Origin of the sequence: Pseudomonas sp. 5Ae-yellow (assembly GCF_014077575.1) — a bacterium.
GTDB classification, from domain to species: domain Bacteria; phylum Pseudomonadota; class Gammaproteobacteria; order Pseudomonadales; family Pseudomonadaceae; genus Halopseudomonas; species Halopseudomonas neustonica.
Window position 1 is genome coordinate 113,543 of the sequence record NZ_JACGWE010000009.1, and the last position, 22,448, is coordinate 135,990.

General features: G+C 56.2%; 16 protein-coding genes and 1 riboswitch. Of the genes, 6 read left to right on the forward strand and 10 right to left on the reverse strand.

Annotation, left to right across the window (positions count from 1 at the left end; all coding sequences use genetic code 11):
- Window positions 1–143: 143 nt before the first annotated feature.
- Entirely contained in the window at window positions 144–1,940 is a 1,797-nt protein-coding gene (locus tag H4J77_RS08195; protein ID WP_123887633.1) for a molecular chaperone, read from the forward strand.
- Between the two features lie 60 nt (window positions 1,941–2,000).
- Window positions 2,001–4,070, forward strand: a complete 2,070-nt coding sequence (locus tag H4J77_RS08200) for an EAL domain-containing protein (protein WP_123887632.1) — start codon at window positions 2,001–2,003, stop codon at window positions 4,068–4,070.
- A gap of 77 nt (window positions 4,071–4,147) precedes the next feature.
- On the opposite strand, the gene serB is transcribed toward H4J77_RS08200, so the two are convergent.
- A complete protein-coding gene (gene serB / locus H4J77_RS08205) occupies window positions 4,148–5,359 on the reverse strand; it encodes a phosphoserine phosphatase SerB (RefSeq protein WP_123887631.1) in 1,212 nt (403 codons plus the stop codon).
- A 158-nt stretch (window positions 5,360–5,517) separates the two neighbouring features.
- Between serB and H4J77_RS08210 the strand changes: the two genes are divergently transcribed.
- Window positions 5,518–7,062: a hypothetical protein gene (locus H4J77_RS08210; protein WP_123887630.1), complete on the forward strand. Its 1,545-nt coding sequence runs from the start codon at window positions 5,518–5,520 to the stop codon at window positions 7,060–7,062.
- A gap of 59 nt (window positions 7,063–7,121) precedes the next feature.
- On the opposite strand, the gene parC is transcribed toward H4J77_RS08210, so the two are convergent.
- The 8 genes from parC to thiC form a co-directional block, all read right to left on the reverse strand.
- On the reverse strand, window positions 7,122–9,410 hold the full coding sequence (gene parC, locus H4J77_RS08215; protein ID WP_123887629.1) for a DNA topoisomerase IV subunit A: 2,289 nt from the start codon (window positions 9,408–9,410) through the stop codon (window positions 7,122–7,124).
- 53 nt (window positions 9,411–9,463) lie between these two features.
- Window positions 9,464–9,943 (reverse strand): TIGR02281 family clan AA aspartic protease, encoded by a 480-nt coding sequence (locus H4J77_RS08220; protein WP_123887975.1) that lies wholly within the window; start codon window positions 9,941–9,943, stop codon window positions 9,464–9,466.
- Between the two features lie 37 nt (window positions 9,944–9,980).
- The gene (locus tag H4J77_RS08225; protein ID WP_123887628.1) at window positions 9,981–11,009 is read right to left on the reverse strand and encodes an esterase-like activity of phytase family protein; all 1,029 of its coding nucleotides are present in this window, start codon (window positions 11,007–11,009) and stop codon (window positions 9,981–9,983) included.
- Window positions 11,006–12,901, reverse strand: a complete 1,896-nt coding sequence (gene parE / locus H4J77_RS08230) for a DNA topoisomerase IV subunit B (RefSeq protein ID WP_123887627.1) — start codon at window positions 12,899–12,901, stop codon at window positions 11,006–11,008. The genes H4J77_RS08225 and parE overlap by 4 nt, the downstream gene beginning before the upstream one ends.
- A gap of 214 nt (window positions 12,902–13,115) precedes the next feature.
- Complete coding sequence (cpdA, locus tag H4J77_RS08235; RefSeq protein ID WP_123887626.1) at window positions 13,116–13,928, reverse strand: 3',5'-cyclic-AMP phosphodiesterase; 813 nt, start codon at window positions 13,926–13,928, stop codon at window positions 13,116–13,118.
- A gap of 78 nt (window positions 13,929–14,006) precedes the next feature.
- Entirely contained in the window at window positions 14,007–14,462 is a 456-nt protein-coding gene (locus tag H4J77_RS08240) for a DUF1249 domain-containing protein (protein ID WP_123887625.1), read from the reverse strand.
- Complete coding sequence (locus H4J77_RS08245) at window positions 14,459–15,076, reverse strand: NUDIX domain-containing protein (protein WP_372237833.1); 618 nt, start codon at window positions 15,074–15,076, stop codon at window positions 14,459–14,461. The genes H4J77_RS08240 and H4J77_RS08245 overlap by 4 nt, the downstream gene beginning before the upstream one ends.
- A gap of 180 nt (window positions 15,077–15,256) precedes the next feature.
- Entirely contained in the window at window positions 15,257–17,140 is a 1,884-nt protein-coding gene (gene thiC, locus H4J77_RS08250; RefSeq protein WP_123887623.1) for a phosphomethylpyrimidine synthase ThiC, read from the reverse strand.
- 75 nt (window positions 17,141–17,215) lie between these two features.
- Window positions 17,216–17,315, reverse strand: a riboswitch (TPP riboswitch).
- Window positions 17,316–17,533: 218 nt separating this feature from the next.
- Between thiC and H4J77_RS08255 the strand changes: the two genes are divergently transcribed.
- Window positions 17,534–18,970 carry a TolC family outer membrane protein gene (locus H4J77_RS08255; protein WP_123887622.1) on the forward strand — a complete coding sequence of 479 codons (1,437 nt, stop codon included), beginning with the start codon at window positions 17,534–17,536 and terminating at the stop codon, window positions 18,968–18,970.
- An 80-nt stretch (window positions 18,971–19,050) separates the two neighbouring features.
- Here H4J77_RS08255 and waaA read toward each other — a convergent pair whose 3' ends face one another.
- Window positions 19,051–20,307, reverse strand: coding sequence for a lipid IV(A) 3-deoxy-D-manno-octulosonic acid transferase (gene waaA, locus H4J77_RS08260; protein WP_123887621.1), 1,257 nt, complete (start codon window positions 20,305–20,307; stop codon window positions 19,051–19,053).
- 164 nt (window positions 20,308–20,471) lie between these two features.
- Here waaA and H4J77_RS08265 point away from each other — a divergent pair, with 164 nt between their 5' ends.
- Both H4J77_RS08265 and H4J77_RS08270 read left to right on the forward strand, forming a co-directional pair.
- Window positions 20,472–21,650, forward strand: a complete 1,179-nt coding sequence (locus H4J77_RS08265; RefSeq protein WP_123887620.1) for an FAD-binding oxidoreductase — start codon at window positions 20,472–20,474, stop codon at window positions 21,648–21,650.
- On the forward strand, window positions 21,647–22,447 hold the full coding sequence (locus H4J77_RS08270) for an aldo/keto reductase (protein WP_123887619.1): 801 nt from the start codon (window positions 21,647–21,649) through the stop codon (window positions 22,445–22,447). Before H4J77_RS08265 ends, H4J77_RS08270 begins: the two co-directional genes overlap by 4 nt.
- The last annotated feature ends 1 nt before the right edge of the window (window position 22,448 follow it).

The following is a 22,448-nucleotide window of genomic DNA, read 5'->3' on the forward strand; positions in this document are numbered from 1 at the left end:
CGATGCATAAACGATTTAGCGACTTAAAGGCTAAACTGCTACAGTGTCTTCACTAGAAGACTTGAAACTCAAGGCGCCAGGAATGCCAAAGCTCGATGGCTGCTTGGCTTTGGTCAGAACTGCTTGCACTGGATATGACTGTTATGGATAGCACATCGCAAAAACTGAATTTGCGTATTCCCCAGCAAACACTCAGCAGCTTGAGCTTTGCTGAAGGCACGGAAAAGGGGATTAGCCAATGGCTGGCCAATCTGCCGAAAGCCAACATTGGTGAGACAGCACGTCAGTTATATCAAGGGCTCATCGAGCTGAACCAGCTTGAGTTGGCTGCTGATCGGCGTCTGGCCATCCTCGAGCTGATCAGGCCTGAAGTGCACTATGTTTGCACAGCGCTATCCAAATATTACCTTGGCCAGTCCATCGTTCTCGAAGACAAACCGCGTAAGGTCGCCAACCTCTCGCAATCGCTGCAAAACCACCTCGCCAATGGCTACAAGATAGTTGTGGCGCAAGAGCGCAGCATAAAGTCGCGAGATCATGCCAGCCAAATGACGCTAGCGCTACAACGCTCCATTCGCAGCCTATGCGGTCCACTGTTGCGCGCCTTTCAGCTCTACTGTCCCGTGGCAGACGGAGTCTGGCTAGAGCTACACCAGCTATACCAGCTCGCCCGTCGGCGCAAGCTTCACCTGACCGCCGTTCCGGACAAGGAAAGCGCCAGCACAAAACCGCTGAGCATAGAACAAAGCTACATCATTGCGCTGCTGATGGGATCGGCAAGACCGAACCAGATGCGCCAGAGCGCCATGGGGAAGCTGTTTTCGACCCTGGAAGACTGGAGCCGAACCGCACGCATTGTGCAGCCAACTGACGCCAAAGCCCTATTCATCATCAACCCTGATATGGACTGCCCAGCGCGCTACAAATCATTGATTCGTGACGAAAACCTGGACAATAGCCTTGGGTTAGATACCAGCGAGCTGGTGAACAGCATCAAAGACTACATGCTGCAAGGTAACGACTACCGCGGAGATCTGCGCATCCCAGACAATATGGGTGTCGAGCTACTGCAACATGTGAGTCAATCATGGGGCGACTTGGCGGAACGCACCTTCAACCGCATACCGAGCGGAGGCCAGCTCAAGGTCAGCATCGGTATGAGTGCAACGCACTACCGTATCGCCGGCAAAGCCTTTACCCGTTTTGTCGATGCTGAGGAGGATATGGAGACCAACCCCTTCTCCGATGCGGCTCAACGCGAAAAACAGACAGGCTGGGCTACTGCATTTGACGGCGGCTCCCAGTCAGTAGACTGGCACGGCGCTGGTGTAGAGCAGATCGACTATAACGGCACAGGGAGCGGCATTGACGAAGACGAGGAAGCAGAGAACTATCCGATTCACACGCTGCCCATCGTCAATCATAGCCCCGGTGGATTCTGTCTCACCTGGCCTAAAGAAGTGCCAAAACAGCTGCAGGCTGGCGAGTTGCTAGGCATACAAGAGACCAATGACAAAGACTGGACTCTGGCCGTCGTGCGCTGGATTCGCCAAGTACGTGGTGGTGGTACGCAAATGGGGATTGAGCTGGTTGCACCGCATTGCACACCCTGTGCAGCCAAGCTGCTGCGCAAAACCGGGGAGCCCAGTCAGTTCTTGCGCGCCCTGCTGCTGCCCGAAGTTCCAGCCATTGACAGACCGGCAACCATTATCACGCCGCGAATGCCGTTCCAGATCAACAGCAAAATCATCATTCACCGTCCAGGCTACTCTCAACGTGCGCACCTCACTGAGCGCATGACGGCAACCGGCAGCTATAGCCAGTTTGAATATCAGTTAATCGAGAAGACAAAAGATGAGATGTCTCAATCTGAGACTAAAGCCTCATCCTTGACGGTTAGCACTGAGGATGACTTTGACTCGCTTTGGAAGTCTCTGTAGATTTAAACGCCTCATCACCAAGGGCTGCGCATCAGCGCAACCCGCTCTGTGCGGACTACTATGGGCAAAGAAAACCAAGCCATTAAACTTCTTATTCTGGATGACTCGCAGAACAACGCAGAGCGTCTGGTAAGCCTGTTACGTAACGCCGGACACGCGACCCGAGCTCACCGCATCACCTCAGTAGAAGACTTGCAGGAGTCGCTGCAACAAACCTGGGATCTCTGCCTGGCCAGACCCGAAACCAGCTTCATGACAGCACATGAGGCGGCAAGCTTAATTGCTCGTCAGGCTCGCGATATACCTTTTATTCTGCTCGCACCATCACCCAGTACAGAGCTGCGCGTCGAGGCACTGAGGGCCGGTATGCAGGACGCACTCAGTGACGACAGTGATGCACTGCTGACGCTCATAGTCAGCCGCGAGCTTGCCAACCTGGCCGCCCGCAGACAAAGACGCATCGCCGAGCAAAGCCTGCGTGAGGCTGAAAAGCGTTGCCAGCTGCTGCTCGATAGTTCAGTTGATGCCATTGCCTATGTACATGAAGGCATGCATATCTACGCCAACCGCTCGTATATCCAGCTATTTGGCTATGAAGATCCGGATGATCTGGCGGCAGAACCCATGGTTGGCTTGATAGCCAGCGAGGACCAAGGCCGTTTCAAAGATTTTCTACGTAGCTATATACAACAAGGCGGCGAGAATGAGATGCGTCTCAAGGGCTTGGACAGCAGCGGAAAACAGTTCCCGATCTCCCTCAGCTTTTCTCCCGCGAGCTACGATAGCGAGCCCTGTACTCAGGTCGTTATCCGAGCAGAAACCGCCAGCGCCGAGTTTGAAGAAAAGCTCAAGGTCATGGCCAGTAGAGACCTGGTTACCGGTCTGTTTAACCGCTCCTATTTTCAAGATCAACTTGAAGCCGTGCGGGATAACGCAGTGCGGCTGGGCCAGCCAAGCAGCCTGGCTTATATCAGCATTGATGACTTCAATAGCCTGCAGTCTGACATCGGGCTTGGTGGTGCGGACCTGGTGCTAACCGATATTGCTCAGCTGCTGCTTGAACACTTCCCTGAAGGCACGTTGATTGCGCGTTTCAGTGATGATGCCTGCACTGTGCTCATCAACGGCATTGAGCCAGAAGCAGCATTGGAATCCCTGGAAAGTCTGCGGCGCAAGGTCGAGGCGAATCTGTTTGAAGCAGGCGGGCGTACCGTACAAATTACGCTCAGTATCGGTGTCTCCGCCATCAGTGAGACCAGCGCCGATCCGGATGAGGCGATAAACCGAGCGCACCGCCTTGCAGATCAGCTCAATACCGCGGGCGGCAACGCCGTCAAGATATTTAACCCACTGGAAGAGCTTGCGCACCAGGCAAATCGCGGCAATCTGATTGCGCTGATAAAGCACACTCTTGAGACCAATGGCTTCCGGCTGCTATTCCAGCCGGTGATCAGCCTGCGCGGGGATGACGCGGAGAACTATGAGACTTTTCTGCGCCTGTTAAATCATGAAGGCGAAGAAGTGCCGGCAGCAGACTTTCTGCCTGCCGCGCAGGAAGCGGGGTTGGCGGAAGAAATAGACCGTTGGGTAGTGACTCAGGCCACCCGCCTGCTCAGCAGTCATCGCAGCAAGGGGGCCAGTACTCACCTATTGATCAACCTCAGTGGCGCTAGCCTGCAAAATCCGGAAATGGTCGAGTGGATTGCCGGCAAACTGAAAGAGGCTCGGCTACCACCGGACAGTATTATCTTCCAGTTCAACGAAGCTGACGTGAATACCTACCTGAAGCAGGCCAAGGTGCATACCGAAGCATTGCGCGCACTGCACTGCAAGGTATCACTCAGCCACTTTGGCGGTGCACTGCACCCGTACGCCTCGCTTAAACATGTGCACGCCGACTACATAAAGATAGACGGGTCTTTCGCCCGAGATCTATCCGATCCTGCGGCAGTAGAAGCCTTGAAAAACATGGTCTCAACGCTGCACGCGCAGGGCAAACTGACTATCGTACCCTACGTCGACAGTGCGGCCATGATGCCAACGTTGTGGCAAGCAGGGGTCAACTATATTCAGGGCCACTATTTGCAACCGCCGAGCGACAGCATGAGTTACGACTTTTCTGCCGAATAGAGCAGCAACAAGCAGCCCTCGCAATAGAACGAAAACGCCCGGATTAATCCGGGCGTTTTTGCAATCGAGCTCCCACGTTAACCACCTTCACGGTCACGAAAGCCCAACAAGTATAAAATGCCATCCAACCCCAGGGTCGATATAGCCTGCTTGGCGGATTGTTTGACCAAAGGCTTGGCGCGAAACGCGACTCCAAGCCCGGCGATTGACAGCATCGGCAGATCATTGGCACCGTCGCCAACGGCAATCGTTTGCTCAAGACTGATACCTTCCTGCTGAGCCAGTTGGCGCAGTAACTCTGCCTTGCGCTGGCCGTCGACAATAGGCTCCTGCACTTCACCAGTAACCAGGCCATCGACCACAGGCAGCGCATTGGCATAGACATAATCAATGCCCAGCCGCTGCTGTAACTGCTCAGCAAAATAAGTAAATCCACCGGACAAAATAGCGGTTTTATAACCCAGCCGGCGTAACTGTGCGATCAAGGTCTCTGCACCTTCGGTCAGCCGCAAAGACTCGCCTACCTGCTGCAAGGTCGAGATAGGCAAGCCTTTCAATAACGCCATGCGCTCACGAAAGCTCGCTTTAAAATCCAATTCACCGCGCATAGCCCGTTCAGTGATCTCTGCTACGGCATCACCAACACCGGCGGCCTTGGCCAACTCGTCAATGACCTCTGCGTCAATCAGGGTTGAGTCCATGTCAAAAACGACCAGGCGGCGATTACGCCGAAAGATACTATCCTGCTGGAAAGCGATATCGACGCTCAACTCTTGTGCAATAGCGAGGAACTCGGCACGCAGCGCAGCAGGATCAGCTGGCTCGCCGCGCACCGAAAATTCGATACATCCCTTACCCTGGTCGGCAGGTAAGCCTTCAGGAATTCGGCCTGACAGACGATCAATATGATCTATGTTCAAATCATAGCGTGCGGTAATTTCGCTGACTCTGGCGATATGTTCTGCCGTAACGCGGCGTGCCAGCAGCGTAACTATGTGTCTGGGCTTGCCCTGCCCGGTCACCCAGCGCCCGTACTCTTCCGCGCTGACCGGGGTAAACCGCACCTGCTGATCCAGTTCATAGCCACGAAAAAGCACATCCTTCAGCACGTCTGACAACCCTTCTTCGCCCGTCATCTCGACCAGGATTCCAAAGGAAAGCGTATCATGAATAACGGCTTGGCCAATATCCAGGATGTTGACCTCGGCCTTCGCCAGCAGGCCGGTAATAGCCGCCGTCAGACCCGGACGATCCGGGCCGGTAATATTGATCAGGACTATTTCCTTCAAGGTAACCTCTTACGCCAAGCTAAAAACCGTATTCTAACCGGAATTGGCAACGACCTCACAGATGAACCCTTTTTCCATGCCGTGGTAATGGCTATACTCGCGGTTCAAGCCGCCAGCGGCCAGTTCTTGCCCACCCCAAGCCAATTCCGAGTCCTATTTTGAGCCGCTCAAGCCCGCCCCAAGACAATCTATTTCTGCGCAGCTATACACAAATCAGGCAAAGCTGCAGTAAATTCCGCTACGCGGTGCCACTACTGGTACTAATACCGCTGCTTGGAATATTGCTGCTGACACTCTGGTTTGGCAACAACCAGCTCCAGCGTGATATTGGTACCCAGGCAGATCGCGTAGGTGCAGCACTGGCTCGTCAGATCGCGTCAACCGCGGCTGAACCGCTGGCCGCGGGTGACAACCTGAGCCTGAACATTTTGCTCGCTGAGTGGAACCAGAACCCCTTAATCGCTCATGTAAGCCTTTATTCGACAGATAATCGAATTATCGCTGAAGCGGGTAACAAGCCGGCCACCCGCAACCGCGCTCCCGGTCAGGGGCGCTACATGTCAGCTGTTCTGCAACAAGAACAGGTGGCAGGCCAGATTCAGTTGATGTTGGCTGCACAACCATTCCGTCAGCCGGCGACCAACCTGATGCTGCATATAATCTGGAGCTTACTCGCTGTTTCGCTGGTCGCTGGCTTCACAGTCTGGTTATGGACAACGCGGCTGAGACGGGACCTGATCGCTATCGCCCAGTGGGACAGAAGCCCCAGTTATCCTGCACCAGCGAGCGCCCGTCATGATGAGCTGGGTGACTTTGCCCGCACCCTGACGCAACAACGTGGGCTTTATCCAGAGCCAGAGCCAGAGCCGGAAATACCGGTGGTCACAGAAATAGCCGCCGCACCCGCCGTCGACGAGGTTCAAAAAGCCCCCGTGGTCGTTGAAACCGGCGAGGTTGCAGACGCAGCAGCGCCTGAAGAAACAATCCATAGCGAAGCCTCGTTGACTGAAACGCCACCAACAGACACAGCTATTGATTCAGAACACGAGCCAGCCGACAACGACGAAGAGCTGGACGACAACGCCAATCCTCAAGTAGAAGATGAAGATGCTGCGGATACCCCGCTACCACGCCACGCGATGCTAGCGGTACGACTGGGCAATCAGGAAGCACTGCGCCGACTACCTCGTGAACGGTTACTGACGCTACTCGATCGGTATCGTGAGCACGTGCAACGTGCCGCGCAACTCTATGGTGGTCAACAACATACCTTGTTCGACGGCACCAGCGTGTTGATGTTCAGCCCTGGCGCTGAGGATACTCGCGATGAGCTGAATCACGGTCTTTGCTGTGGAGAGCTGTTGCGCGTGCTCGGGCATGATCTGCAGATTGAGATTGCCGATACCGGCATTGCTCTTCACCTTCAGCTCGCGCTGTGCCACGCCCCCGGACTCGATAACATCAGTGACGAAGCATTGAGCGAACATGAACTCTGTCAGCGTACGCTGGATCAACTGCAGCACAGCCGTAATCTTCTGCTGGTAGACGCTGAGCTGGCAGGCGCAGGCACCCTGGCTGATAGCGCTGTAGCACGCCGCCTGGCCAGCCAGAATGGTATTTACTGCATTGAGCGCCTGCTCGAACCCTATCAATCGATGGTAGAGAGCCAATTGAACAAGCTCTACAACCAACGCCAGGGCTGAGGAGCCTAGCCTGACTCAGCGCCAGGCTCCTGCACATGATGGCCTAGAGTCAGTGCAACCTAGTCGCCAGCAACTGGCGACTCAGGAGCAACATTGGAGCGTTCAACCGCGACAGCATCAACCTTCTGGAATCCGCGTGGCAACTTGTTGCCACGACGTCCGCGCTCACCGCAATAGTGCTCAAGATCTGACGACTTGAGGGTCAAGGTGCGCTTGCCAGCCGTCAACACCAGGCAAGCGCCCGGCGGAAGTACGGCCAAGCCGGCAACAAACTCTTCACGCGACTTAACCCGCGCCGATGGTAATGACAAAATCTTGTTACCCTTGCCCTTGGACAGCTGAGGCAGTTCAGACAGGCTGAATACCAGCAAGCGACCCTCATTGGACACCGCTGCCAACTGGCAACTCTTCAGATCTTGCACCCGCTGAGGTCTTAGTACCCGCCCACCCTCAGGCACACTAAGCAGCGCTTTGCCGTTCTTGTTTTTGGCCAGCAAATCAGAGCCCTGAGCAACAAAACCATAACCTGCATCCGACGCCAGCAAGTACAAAGCATCATCCTCAGGCATCAAGACGGTTTCAAAGCTGGCACCTGACGGTGGATTAAAACGCCCGGTCAGCGGTTCGCCCTGCCCTCTGGCAGAAGGCAGGGTGTGCGCTGGCAACGAATAACTGCGGCCACTACTGTCAATAAATACCGCCTGCTGATTAGTGCGGCCGCTAGCCTGGTCAAGGAAGGCGTCGCCAGCCTTGTAGCTCAAACCGGCGCCATCGACGTCATGCCCTTTGGCACAGCGTACCCAGCCTTTTTCCGACAGTACAACAGTGACGGGCTCAGAGGGCACCAACTCGGTTTCCGACAAGGCGCGTGCTTCCTTGCGCTCAACCAAGGGTGAGCGACGGTCATCACCGTAGGTTTCGGCATCGGCAATCAACTCATCACGAACCTTGTTACGCAACAAACGCTCGCTGCCCAGAATTTTCTCCAGACCATCACGCTCGGCGGCTAATGCATCCTGTTCACCGCGAATCTTCATCTCTTCCAGCCGCGCCAATTGACGCAGGCGGGTATCAAGAATGTAATCGGCTTGCAGATCGCTGAGCTCAAAGCGTGCAATCAGCTCAGCTTTAGGCTGCTCTTCGGTGCGAATGATATGGATAACTTCATCCAGATTAAGGAAGGCAACCAACAAACCTTCCAACAGATGCAAACGAGCCAGTATCTTGTCCAGTCGGTATTGCAGGCGACGGCGCACAGTGGCAACGCGAAAGCCCAGCCACTCTGTGAGCATGGTCCACAGATCCTTCACCGCTGGTCTGCCATCGGTGCCTATCACGTTCATATTGACGCGATAACTGTGCTCCAGATCCGTAGTCGCAAACAGGTGCTGCATCAACTCGTCCAAATCGATCCGGTTTGAGCGCGGCACTATAACAATGCGGGTTGGGTTCTCGTGATCGGATTCGTCACGCAGATCAGCCACCATGGGTAGCTTTTTATTCTGCATCTGGCCAGCAATTTGCTCCAACACCTTGGCACCGGACACCTGATGCGGCAGCGCAGTGATCACTATCTCGCCATCTTCGCGGTTCCAGACAGCGCGAGTGCGCACCGACCCCCGACCTGTGGCATAGATTTTCAGCAGCTCGTTGCGCGGCGTAATGATCTCCGCTTCGGTTGGGAAATCCGGCCCCTGGATATGCTCCAGAATCTCGTCCAGCCCCGCGCCCGGGTCATCCAACAAACGAACACAGGCGGCCGCCACTTCACGCAGGTTATGCGGCGGCACATCGGTCGCCATACCCACAGCGATACCCGTGGTGCCGTTGAGCAGCAGGTTCGGCAAGCGGGCCGGTAGCACCATGGGTTCATCCATAGTGCCGTCAAAGTTAGGCTGCCAGTCGACCGTGCCCTGCCCCAGCTCGGTCAGCAGCGTTTCACTGTAGCGCGCCAGTCGCGCCTCGGTATAACGCATGGCGGCAAAGGATTTAGGATCATCTGGTGCACCCCAGTTACCCTGCCCGTCGACCAGTGGGTAACGGTAGGAAAAAGGCTGCGCCATCAATACCATAGCTTCGTAGCAGGCCGAATCACCGTGCGGATGATACTTACCGAGAACGTCACCGACGGTACGCGCCGACTTTTTGTGCTTTGAGGTGGCCGAGAGGCCCAGCTCACTCATCGCATAGATAATGCGGCGCTGCACCGGCTTGAGACCATCACCAATATGCGGCAGCGCTCGATCCATGATGACGTACATGGAGTAGTTGAGATAAGCCTCTTCAGTAAAAGACGCCAGCGTACGACGCTCTACTCCCTCGAGACTCAGATCCAGGCCATCACTCATACACAATCTCCGTTATGGCTTGCCGTGCTGATGCCGGCCGCCGCACTACTTGTTCACTGATACTGTCGCAGCAGCAATTCACCGCCGCGCGAGCTGAAATCCAATTGCCGCAGCGCACTCATGCCCAGCAACACCTCTTCGCCACCCATACCCGGCACGATCCCCGCTTCCACGTCGTGCAGCACGATGTCACCAATGCGCAGCCTGTCTAGCCGGGTGCTAAAACCCGGCGCAGTACCATTAGCGGTTTCTACCATAAATCTCCGCCCTTGCTTTAGCCCCATCTGCTCGGCAAGTTCAGCCGGGACCGCCACAAAGGAAGCGCCGGTATCAACCAAAAAGGTCACGCCATGCTGGTTGATCTGGCCATCGACCAGAAAATGCCCTTGGCGATTTGGCTCAAGCAGCACCTCCACGGCATTATCCAAGTGAACCGAGTCAGGCTTTTGATTGGGATTTTGCTGACGCTCCTCTACCCCGCTAAACCAGTAGGCAGCCAGCAACAAACCGGCTGCCCAGGCGAGTATCAACATACCTGTGCCTAACCGACGTTGACTGGGGGGCGGGGCGTCAGTCACGTTTGGTTTCCTCCTGCCAGTCGCTCGGTAGTTCAAATTGAAAAATCCACGGTCGGCTATCACCATCCGGTCGCACGCGATCGTTGTTATCCAGACCAATCATGATGCCGTCTTCATTGATCAATAGTGCTTCGGCCAAGCCAAAGGGGGCGTCAGGGTAGAAGTAAGGTTCCGCCAATACCGTCTGAGCAAAAGACCAGCAACGCTCGCGCTTGCCCGAAACCGAACTACGCCGACAGACCTGATGCGCATTGCGCTCCAGTGTCCATAACTTACCCTGCCATAACACCAGATCAGAGAAGTCGGCGGGCAACACTTCTTTATTCAACACGCCCGGCGCAAAAGTGTCTGTAGGCAGGAATCGACGCTCAGCCAGCAGAACACAGCCCGCCAGTGGGCAGCGCCATTGGTCATCCTGACGTTGCAACTTCAGCAAACCGCGCCCTTGGCGCTCTGCTGCCAACCAGAGTGTTTCCGCTTCGGCGTCAATAGCCACGCCCTCAGCCAGGGCATTGACCTGTTGCCATAAGCCTCGGCTCTCTCCCTCGCTGTAGACCGCAGGGTCAAGATCCAGCCACTGGCCTTTGACCGCGGTTTCGCCTGCTGGCGGCAGCTTCAGCACACCCAACTGACTTTCACTAACCAGATAACGATTGGCCTGCGCATCGCAAGCCAGGCCTTCAAAATCCAGCGCGCGACCGCTCAATCCCCGCAGCCAGGCGCCAGCCAGCAGCTGCACAGGCAACATGCTGGGCGAGTCCTTGGGTAATTCAAAGTGTTCAGCGCTGGCTTGCCAGCTAGCACCAATGGTCTGCAATACAAACAGAGTTTGATCTTCACGGTCTGACAACGCCAACAACTGACTACCACAATACTGCAGCGCCGAAAGATTACCGCGCTCCATGCCATCAACCGGCAGCGCCTGCACCAGAGCCAGCTCAGGCGCTCTTTCAAAGGCATTGACGGGTAGCGCAACAAACAACAAAGAGGCCAGCGCAAGCTGTCTGACAAACTGGCTCAAAGCAGCACCTCGGCCAGGTTACCCTTGCTTTCCAGCCATATTTTGCGGTCACCAGACCGCTTTTTCGCCAGCAGCATATCCATCAGTTGCTCCGTGTCCTGCGTATCGTCCACGGTCAGTTGCACCAGACGGCGGGTATCCGGTGCCATGGTTGTTTCACGTAACTGCAGCGGGTTCATCTCACCGAGACCCTTGAAGCGAGTGACCTGAATCTTGCCACGCTTACCCTCGGCTTCTATACGATCAAGGATGCCCTGTTTTTCCGCATCATCCAGCGCGTAATAAATGTCTTTGCCGATATCCACGCGATACAAGGGCGGCATGGCGACAAAAACGTGACCAGCCTCTACCAGTGGGCGGAAGTGACGTACAAACAAGGCGCACAGCAGCGTCGCAATGTGCAAACCGTCCGAGTCGGCATCAGCGAGGATACAAATCTTGCCATAGCGCAGCTGCTCAAGACTGCCAACACCCGGATCGACACCAATGGCCACGGCAATATCGTGAACCTCCTGCGAGCCCAGAACCTCGCTCGATTCCACTTCCCAGGTGTTAAGGATTTTGCCGCGCAACGGCATGATGGCTTGAAATTCTTTGTTGCGCGCCTGCTTGGCGCTACCCCCTGCGGAGTCACCCTCTACCAGAAACAGCTCTGAACGGCGCGTATCCTGCCCCACACAATCAGCCAGCTTACCCGGCAACGCAGGCCCCTGAGTAATACGCTTGCGCTCAATTTTCTTGCCGGCCTTGAGACGACGACCAGCGTGACTAATCGCCAGTTCAGCCAGTTGCAAGCCGATATCAGCATGCTGATTGAGCCAAAGGCTGAAGGCATCCTTGACCACACCCGAGACAAACGCAGCCGACTCACGCGAGGACAGGCGCTCTTTCGTCTGCCCGGAAAACTGCGCTTCGGCCATTTTCAGCGACAAGACATAGCTGACCCGTTCCCAAATATCCTCAGGAGCCAGCTTGACGCCGCGTGGCAGCAGATTGCGAAACTCGCAGAACTCGCGAATAGCCTCCAACAGGCCGGCGCGCAGACCGTTGACGTGAGTGCCGCCTTGCGCTGTTGGGATCAGGTTAACGTAGCTTTCCTGCACCAGTTCGCCGCCTTCCGGCAGCCAGAAAACAGCCCAATCGACTGCCTCCTTGCTCGACGAAAGGCTACCGGTAAAGGGCTCATCTGGTAGTTTTGGCCATTCGGCACAGGAATCTATCAGGTAATCACGCAGACCATCTTCGTAATACCAGCTGTTGCTTTCACCATTCTGGCGGTCTTCAAACTCAACCTTCAAGCCAGGACAGAGTACTGCTTTCGCCTTCAACAGATGCTTGAGTCGAGCGATGCTGAACTTGGCTGAGTCGAAATAGCTCGCGTCGGGCCAGAATTTGACAGTGGTTCCCGTGTTGCGTTTGCCTACGGTGCCAACCACCTCCAGCTCTTGCACTTTTTCGCCGCTTTCAAACGCCATGGCGTATTCCTGGCCATCACGCTTGACGCGCACATCGACCCGCAGCGAGAGCGCGTTAACGACCGAAATACCGACCCCGTGCAAGCCACCGGAGAACTGATAATTTTTGTTCGAGAACTTACCCCCCGCATGCAAACGGGTAAAGATGAGTTCGACCCCCGACACACCCTCTTCCGGGTGAATATCCACTGGCATACCCCGACCATCGTCGCTGACCTCGAGCGCATTGTCCGGATGCAAAACGACGGTAATGGTACGGGCATGCCCGGCCAGAGCCTCATCGACACTGTTATCAATTACCTCTTGGGCAAGATGGTTCGGGCGAGTGGTGTCGGTGTACATACCGGGACGACGACGTACCGGGTCCAGGCCGCTGAGTACTTCCAGCGCATCAGCGTTGTAGGTCGATTGAGACATGATCTGAGCGGTTTTCCTTATTATTCATGGGCTGCCGGTAGTGCTCCAGCCGCGCTGAATGCCGTGCGAAACAGGGAATCTGCGACACATAGTATCCGTCTGGCACCACCACTGCCAATGGCCCGGTCCATTGATGCAAACAGGGGCCAAAACAGGCAGCAGATGGAAGGGGGGTACCAGCGAAAACCCGGTCGTGGTGCGGAGTTCAATAAACTCAGTAACCGGTCGCGCCAGGATCGGGAAGATAGCTGCCGGGAGGCAGTCGTGACACCTCGGTTTCGATTCGACCATCATCGTACAAGCGAAGCCAGCGGTAACCGGGCGCCAGGGTATCAGTGGCAAAATCCTCGCTATCGGTAGCAAACTGCACACAGGTAGAGGGCGTAGCCATCAGCCGCACTCCACTACGCTCCCCATCGAATGCTTGATGTACATGCCCCCAGAGCACCGCTTTGACCGCTGACTGGCCCGCTAGACGAGCAAAAAAAGTGTCCGCATTGCGCAAACCAATAGGCTGCATCCAGCTACAGCCGATGTCGACCGGATGGTGATGCAGACAGACCAGCAGATGACGATCGCCGGCGGTTGCCAAGGCATCATCAAAGCGCTGCAACTGGCTATCAGCCAGGTATCCGGCAACCGATCCGGACACACTCGAGTCCAGCAGCACGATACGCCAGCTGCCGATATCTACCCAATCCTGGCTCATACCGGAGGCAGCACCCAGACGCTGCATCATGGCGGCGTCATCGTGGTTGCCCGGTATCCAGTGACATGGCGCAGGCAGCTGCAAGCTGGCCTCGATAAAACGCCGATAGGCGAGCTCACTGGCATCTTGGGCTATATCGCCGGTAGCCAGGACCAGATCCATACGGGCAATCTCCGACAGCACGAGATCAACCACAGAGTTCAAACTATCAAGCGTATCAAGGCCCAGCAGATCGTCGCTGTCTGCCGCGAAAAGATGGCTGTCGGTCAACTGAACTATGCAGACATAATCCGTTCCCGCCAATTCCGCTAACGACATGGAAGCACTACTCCTGATTTTCTTCCCAGTTTCAATCATGCAGTCTGCCGCGCAGAGATTCCAGCACTTGGCTACCCCTCAATGCACAAAAGTGAACGACTGCGCACTTTGTCCATGTCGCTGGCAATAACCCAACCACTCGCCGAGAAACTGATTTAACTGATATTTTTCATCGGGTTGCAGCATCTGTTCATTCGGATAAGGATAGACCCCTCGAAAACGACGGCTGTTGTAGGCAGCTACCACTTCGGCCATCCCCGCATCGTGATACAGACGTACCTCCATACTCGGGGGGGTTACCCAATCGTGCTGCCGCTCATGTGACAACAGCAGTGTTGTGGTGTAACGACAGCGTTCCAACACCCGCATATGAAGTGCTTGCTGACTACCGTCCCCGGCATCAAGCGCGATGCGATGATCATCCTGCTCAGCCATCGCTGGCATTAACTTGAGCAATCGCCAGTAATTGGTCTCACACAAAGCCTGTAAGCCAATCAGGTCAACACGGTAGCGGGGTTTGCGCAGGGCGTTCATGGACGAGGCCCCAGGTTGTCACGTACCTGTGCAAGATTCATCTCCAGCCATTGCAAGGCGATAATAGTAGCGGCATTGTCGATCCTGCCGTCCGCAAGCGCCTGCATGGCGTCGGATCGTGACCAGAGACTAACGCGAATATCTTCGCCTTCCTCCTCCAGACCATGAATCCCACCTGCACCGCGGCTGTCGACTCTCGCTAGATAAAGGTGTACCTGCTCATCGCTCCCCCCGGGGGAAGGGAAATAGCGGCAGATAGGGGTCAAATCGAGCAGCGCAAGGCCAGCTTCTTCTTCAGCTTCACGATGCGCTACCTGTTCGGGCGCTTCATCCTTGTCAATAAGGCCAGCAACCAGTTCCAGCATCCAGGGTCGTTCGCTCTTGTCGATAGCGCCCACCCGTACCTGCTCAATCAGTACCAACTGATCCAGCCATGGGTCATAGGGCAGCACACAAACGGCGTCGTGGCGCACAAATAGCTCGCGCCGCAGCGAAGGGCCCCAGCCACCATTAAACAAACGATGGCGCAGGGTCAGCACATCTAGCCGATAAAAGCCCTTGAAACCGGTCTGCCGATCCAGCACTTCGACATCGGCACGGGTAAAGTCGGTCACGTTGCCCCCAAGGGTTGTGGTCAGCGCCTGGCCGACACACAACATGCGTAAACAAAAGAAATCTTGTCGCTGTCGGCCGGGCAAAGACCGCCCTGACCTGCAAACAAGCCTCTAAACTCGCATACCTGCGGGGGTAACGGCAAGCTTTCGCCGCCCGCTTTTAGTTGGGCAGCGAAGGCATCAGACTTTCTGGTAAAGCTGTGAACCGGTTGAGCGGAACTCCTGCGACTTTGCCTGCATGCCCTCTTCAACCGCTAGGTCAACTGCTTCAATGCGCTGCGCCGCCGCGTAGTCGCGTACTTCCTGGGTGATTTTCATGGAGCAGAACTTAGGGCCACACATGGAGCAAAAGTGCGCCACCTTAGCCGAGTCCTTGGGCAGCGTTTCATCATGAAAGGCACGTGCGGTATCGGGATCAAGGCCGAGGTTAAACTGATCGTCCCAGCGGAATTCGAAGCGTGCCTTGCTCAAGGCGTTGTCACGAATCTGCGCCCCCGGATGCCCTTTAGCCAAGTCGGCTGCGTGTGCAGCGATTTTATAGGTAATGATGCCGGTCTTTACGTCATCCCGATTGGGTAGCCCCAAATGCTCTTTGGGCGTGACATAACAGAGCATCGCGCAACCAAACCAGCCGATCATCGCCGCGCCAATACCGGACGTAATATGGTCGTAACCGGGAGCGATGTCGGTGGTCAGCGGCCCCAGCGTATAAAAAGGTGCTTCATCGCAGCACTCCAGTTGCTTGTCCATATTTTCCTTGATGAGCTGCATAGGCACATGCCCTGGACCTTCGATCATGCATTGCACGTCATGCTTCCAGGCGATTTTGGTCAACTCACCAAGGGTTTCCAGCTCACCGAATTGCGCTGCATCGTTGGCGTCGGCGATCGAACCGGGACGCAGGCCATCACCCAGCGAAAAGGACACATCATAGGCCTTCATGATCTCGCAGATATCGTCGAAGTGGGTATAAAGGAAGTTTTCCTGATGATGTGCCAGGCACCATTTGGCCATAATGGAGCCGCCACGCGACACTATTCCGGTCACCCTTTTAGCCGTCATCGGCACATAACGCAGCAGCACTCCAGCATGAATGGTGAAGTAGTCCACGCCTTGCTCGGCTTGCTCAATCAAGGTATCGCGAAAAATTTCCCACGTCAGGTTCTCGGCGATTCCATCTACTTTCTCCAGCGCCTGATAGATGGGGACCGTACCGATGGGCACCGGGGAGTTGCGGATGATCCACTCACGGGTCTCGTGAATATTTTTACCCGTGGACAAATCCATCACCGTATCCGAGCCCCAGCGAATACCCCAGGTCATCTTCTCCACCTCTTCTTCGATGGAGGAGCCTAGTGCCGAGTTGCCGATATTACCGTTGATCTTCACCAGAAAATTACGGCCGATGATCATCGGCTCCAGTTCAGTGTGGTTGATATTGGCAGGAATAATGGCGCGTCCACGCGCCACCTCATCGCGCACAAACTCGGGCGTTATCTCCTTGGGCACGGCGGCACCAAACCCGTGGCCTGGATGCTGATCGGCCAGCAGACCATCGGCACGAGCCTGCGCCAACTTCATATTCTCGCGGATGGCGATGTATTCCATCTCGGGTGTGATAATACCCTTGCGCGCATAGTGCATCTGGCTAACGTTGCGTCCTGCCAGCGCGCGGCGCGGGGTGCGCACATGGGCAAAACGCATGTGATCCAATGCTGGATTGGACAGACGGGCACTGCCGAACTCGGAACTCAGACTTGGTAGCACTTCGGTGTCGCCGCGGGCATCAATCCAGGCGCCGCGCACGTCCGCCAGTCCTGCGCGCAAATCAATCTGTACCCTTGGATCGGTGTAGGGGCCGGAAGTGTCATACACCAGCACCGGCGCGTTTGGCTCAACACCCTTATCAGTCTGGGTATCAGCCAGGCTGATTTCGCGCATCGGTACGCGGATGTCGGGGCGCGAGCCTTGAACGTAAATCTTGCGCGAGTTGGGAAAAGGCTGGGTGGCCGCGCTATCGGAGCCAGAGGTGGCGATAGCGGTATCAGAAGGCTTACTGCTCATGGTTATGCTCCACTGCGTTGATATGTGCAGGGAACCGAAAAGGCGTGCGCGCCCGTCCGCATTAACGGCAGAACGGTAGGCACATATCTCGATTCCTACGCCGGTACTAACCGGTTCAGGTTCAACGGGTATCATCTCAGCTGCCACAATGGCGGCAGCACCCCGTCAAGATTTGTCCACAGTCTAGAAGCTTGTCAGCACGCCTTCAAGCCACACCCTCCAGTATTTTCGGAATCAGCCAAAACTCATCTAACAGGTTAAAAAAAGCGCCAAGTCGGCCAGTTAGTGCAGTAAAAACACTTTGTTCCCAAAGGCTACCAATGCATTGCTTGACCGTGGGGCACCAGCTCTTTAGCCTTGGTTGACAATTCCAACCATGCGAAGGATTCATGCATGCTGCGCCCCTTGTTTGCCGCCTTGTTGCTCGCTGGCGTATCCGGCCATGTTGCCGCCAATACAGACCTCATGACCATCTATCAGGAGGCGCTGCTAAATAGCGCCGATCTGGCCGCCGCACAGGCTGATACCAGGGCCCGTCAGGAGGCCCTGCCACAGGCGCGATCTCAGCTACTACCCAATATCGGTATCGGCGCAGGCGCGTCGCGAGAAGATATTGATATCGATGGCGTCGGCGGCGATAGATATAACACTCACTACTATCAGGCCAGCCTGACGCAGCCCCTGTTTCGCGCCAACCGCTGGTTCGACTATCAGTCCGCGAAGTCCCTGAGTCAGCAGGCAGAACTAGAGTTTTCTGCGACCCAGCAAAATCTCATACTGGAAGTCTCCCAAGCCTACTTCAACGTATTACGTGCGTCCGACAACCTCGCGACTGCCAAGGCTGAAGAGGATGCCTTCGAGCGGCAAATGCAGCAGGCACAGGAGCGCTTTGATGTAGGTCTGTCGGCGCGCACCGACGTACTCGAAGCGCGGGCAGGATACGATACTGCGCGGGCAGCACGACTGACCGCGAAGACCAATCTCGATGTCAGCTATCAGGCACTGACGCGGCTGACCAACCAGGACTACGACAGCCTGTATGGCATCAGCCATGAGCTGCCGGTATTGCCGCCCTCACCTGCAAACCTGCAGCAATGGGTCGAGACCGCATCGACACAGAATCTCAACCTGCTGGCATCACGTTATGCCATTGATAGTGCTGAGGATGGTCTGCGTAGCAGCAAGGCTGGTTATGCACCGGTAGTCGATGCCTTCGTGCGTTACAACGACACCAATGGCGGCGCTGAAATCGCCCGTGCGGGCCAGTCGGCGAATGACACGGCGCTGACCAGCTTTGGCGTAGAACTGACGATGCCGTTATTTACCGGTGGCCTGACCACCTCGCAGGTGCGCGAGTCGACCTACCGCCTGACTCAGGCTGAACAATTGAGCGAGGCCCAGAAACGCCGCGTGGTAGAAAGCACCCGCAACCTTTACCGTACCGTCACCTCCAGCGTTGATGAAATCGACGCCCGACGCCAAGCCATTGTCTCTGCCAAGGCCGCACTGGACGCGACGCAGACAGGATACGAAGTCGGTACCCGCAACGTCGTCGACGTACTGGAGTCCCAGCGTAATCTGTTCCGTACCGTGCGTGACTACAATACCTCGCGTTACAACTACATCATCGACAATTTGAGCCTCAAGCAATCTGCTGGCACCCTAAGCCCGCAGGATCTTGAAGAGCTGTCGAAGTGGCTAATTGCGGACTACGATCCCGACCGCGATTTTATCCCCGAACCAACCGAAGAAGAAATCGAGCGGATGTCCATGGGGCGTCAGACACCTAGTCGGTCAACTGATAACAGCAGCACAGGCTCCACCTTCTGAACCTAAAGCAACACAGTATCCAACAAAAAAGGCGCCGTTATGAGGGCGCCTTTTTTGTTGGATACTTCTAACGCCGCCGTTTAGAGTCGTTGCTCAATCCCCTGCAGCAACAGCTCAAGCGCACCCTGGTTTGCCGCAACCACAGCCAGACCCGCATCGCCCGCCTGCTTTCGCGCTTTAGAGTCCTGCAGCAACGTCAGCAAGGCTTCTGAGATGCCCTGCGAATCATTAACCAATTGCAGCGCACCAGCGCCCTGTAGCAGGTCATTTATTTCGGTGAAATTAAAGCGGTGCGGGCCAGACAATACCGGCAAACCCAGTGCTGCGGGCTCCAGATAATTATGCCCGCCATTGGGCACTAGAGAACCGCCAACAAAGGCGACATCGGCACAGGCATAAAGCATGACCAGCTCCCCCATGGTGTCGCCGAGCAATACCTGATCCGTTGGCGCCGGCGAACCGCCCTGACTACGCCGAACCTGCAACAGGCCTGCGTCCGAAACCTGGCGAGCAACGCTGTCGAAGCGCTCAGGATGGCGCGGCACCAGTATCAAAAGCGCATCTGGCAACGTCTGCAAAAGCACTTGGTGAGCGCGCAGAACCTGTTCGTCTTCCCCTGCATGGGTACTGGCGGCAATCCAGACAGGACGCTCGCCCCAGTTTTTGCGCAGCGCATGTGCCTGAGCCAGCAATGCGGCGGACGGACGAAAATCGAACTTGATGCTACCCGTAACCATCATCGCCGACTTATCTACCCCCAGCGATGAGAAACGCAATGCCTCTGCCTGGCTCTGGACGGCAACCCAGTCGAGCGCGGCAAACATCGGTTTTACCAGCCAGCTAACCCGCTGATACCCCCTCGCCGAGCGCTCCGACAGTCGCGCGTTGGCCAACACCAGGGGTACCTGGGCTCGCTCGCACTCGGCAACCAGATTAGGCCACAACTCAGTTTCCATAATAATACCGACGCGTGGCTTCAGTTTGCGCAACAACCGACGCTGCAGCCAGGGCAAGTCATAGGGCAGATAAGCATGCCCCACCTGCCCACCAAAGAGTTTGCGAATCTGCTCTGAACCGGTCGGCGTCATACACGTAATGGTGATAGGCAGATCGGGATGACGCTGCATCAATTCGCGCACCATAGGTGCCGCCGCAATACTCTCCCCCACCGAAACGGCATGCACCCATATACCGCCCTGGCGCACATCACCGCCTAAAGCAAACCGCTCGGACCAGCGTCTGGCGTACGCTGGCGCCCGCCAAGCCCGATAAATCAGACGCAGCAGTATCAGCGGGATGCAAAGGGTAAAAAAGATACTGTAAAGGGTACGGGTCATGGCTTCTTCCTGTGATCAAGCGCGACATAGAGTAGCAGATGTGACCCGCGGGCCCGGCAGTGTCTATACTAGTGCTTTGCCGCGCCGGGCCGAATCCGCCAAACATTTATTGTCAGGCGCTTTTGTCGGCCCGCCAGCCTTCTTGACTAAAGCACCGGGAGCTCATGAGTACAACCCTTGAAACCGATATTTGCATCCTCGGCGGCGGTATCGCCGGGCTATGGCTAAACGCGCGTCTACGCCAACTAGGCTACAGCACACTGCTGGTTGAACGGGGCGCGTTGGGCGGTGGCCAGAGCGTTAAATCCCAGGGCATCATCCATGGCGGCACCAAGTACGCTCTGAATGGAAAACTCAGCAGCGCAGCCGAAGCAATCGCCGGCATGCCTGAGCGCTGGCGAGCGAGCCTGCAGGGAACCGGCGAGCTGGATCTGCAGGGCGTACGCGTGCTCTCCGAGCACCATTATCTCTGGTCGCCGGGCAGCCTCATCAGCAACCTTGCCGGTTTTTTCGCCAGCAAGGCGCTGCGTGGCCGCGTCGAGCAGGTCAAGGGCAAGCAACTGCCCAAGGTATTTTCCAACGCAGCCTTCAAAGGCAAGGTTTACCAGTTGGCTGAGCTGGTCATTGACGTGCCGACCGCCATTCAGCGTCTTGCCGATCTAGCGGGTGACAGTCTGATAGCCGATAGCGCGCCGCATCTGCAGCGTGCCAGCGACGGCAGTATCGAAGGCGTGCGTCTGCAGCATCAGACAATCAAAGCTCAACGCTATGTGCTCAGTGCCGGAGAAGGGACTGAAGGCCTGCTAAACGACTGGCAACACCCAGAACCTGTGATGCAACGCAGACCGTTGCAAATGGTGCTGGTAAAAGGTCCAGACCTACCACCGCTGTATGCGCACTGCCTGGGCAGCAGCCCAAAGCCACGCATGACCGTCACTACGCACCCGTGTGCAGACGGGCAATGGTGTTGGTACCTTGGTGGCGAGCTGGCCGAACAAGGCGCTGGCCAGACGCCAGATGACCTGATCAACAAGGCCAAGCGCGAGCTGCGTGAGCTATTGCCTTGGGTATCGCTGGAAGGCACTCGCTGGACCACACTGCCGGTCAATCGCGCAGAGCCAGCGCAAAGCGGGCTGGTGCGCCCGGACACGGCCTTCGTGCAGCCCGTGGCAAATGCACTGGTCAGCTGGCCGACGAAGCTTGCCTTGGCGCCGAACCTTGCAGATCAGGTCATCGCACAGCTTGCAGCGCAACAGATCAAGCCTGAAAAGCCCGCAGCGGTCACTAGCGAGCTACCCAAACCAAAAGTATCGGCACCGGTGTGGGATATCTGCTTCCCATGAGTCTGCACAAGCATTACCGCACCCTGGGCAGTACCGGGATGAGTCTCTCACCGCTAGGGTTAGGCACCGTCAAGTTTGGCCGGAATCAGGGGGTGAAATATCCTAGTCATTTCGATCTACCCTCTGATCAGCAAATACGCAACCTGCTGGCACAAGCACAGGACTTGGGCATCAACTTGCTGGATACCGCGCCAGCCTACGGCATCAGCGAGGAGCGCCTCGGTCCGCTGCTGGCGGGTCAGCGAGCGGACTGGCTGATCTGCACTAAAGTGGGCGAAGAGTTCAGCAACGGCGAGTCCAGCTTTGACTTCAGCGCGCAGCATACCAAGCGCTCTGTTGAGCGCTCTCTGCAGCGGCTAGGTACGGACTATCTTGACCTGGTTCTGGTGCACTCCGATGGCAATGACCTGCAAGTTCTGGATGGTGAAGTCTATCCCACGCTGCAGCAGCTCAAACAACAAGGTCTCATCCGTGCGTTTGGTCTGTCCGGCAAGACCATTGAGGGCGGTATCCGGGCACTGGAGTTGGGTGATTGCGCCATGGTCACCTACAACCTGAATGAGCAAGCAGAGCGCCCGGTACTGGACTTTGCCCTGTCACACAACAAGGGCATTCTGATCAAAAAGGCGCTAGCTAGCGGCCATCTCTGCGTTGCGGGTGAAGATCCCGTGCGCAAGGGCCTGGAGTTAGTACTCGGCCATGATGCAGTTACCAGCGCCATCATCGGCACCATCACCCCGGCGCATCTGTCACAGAATGTGCAGGCTGCACTGGCTGTACTTGGCTCACAGGAGTAAC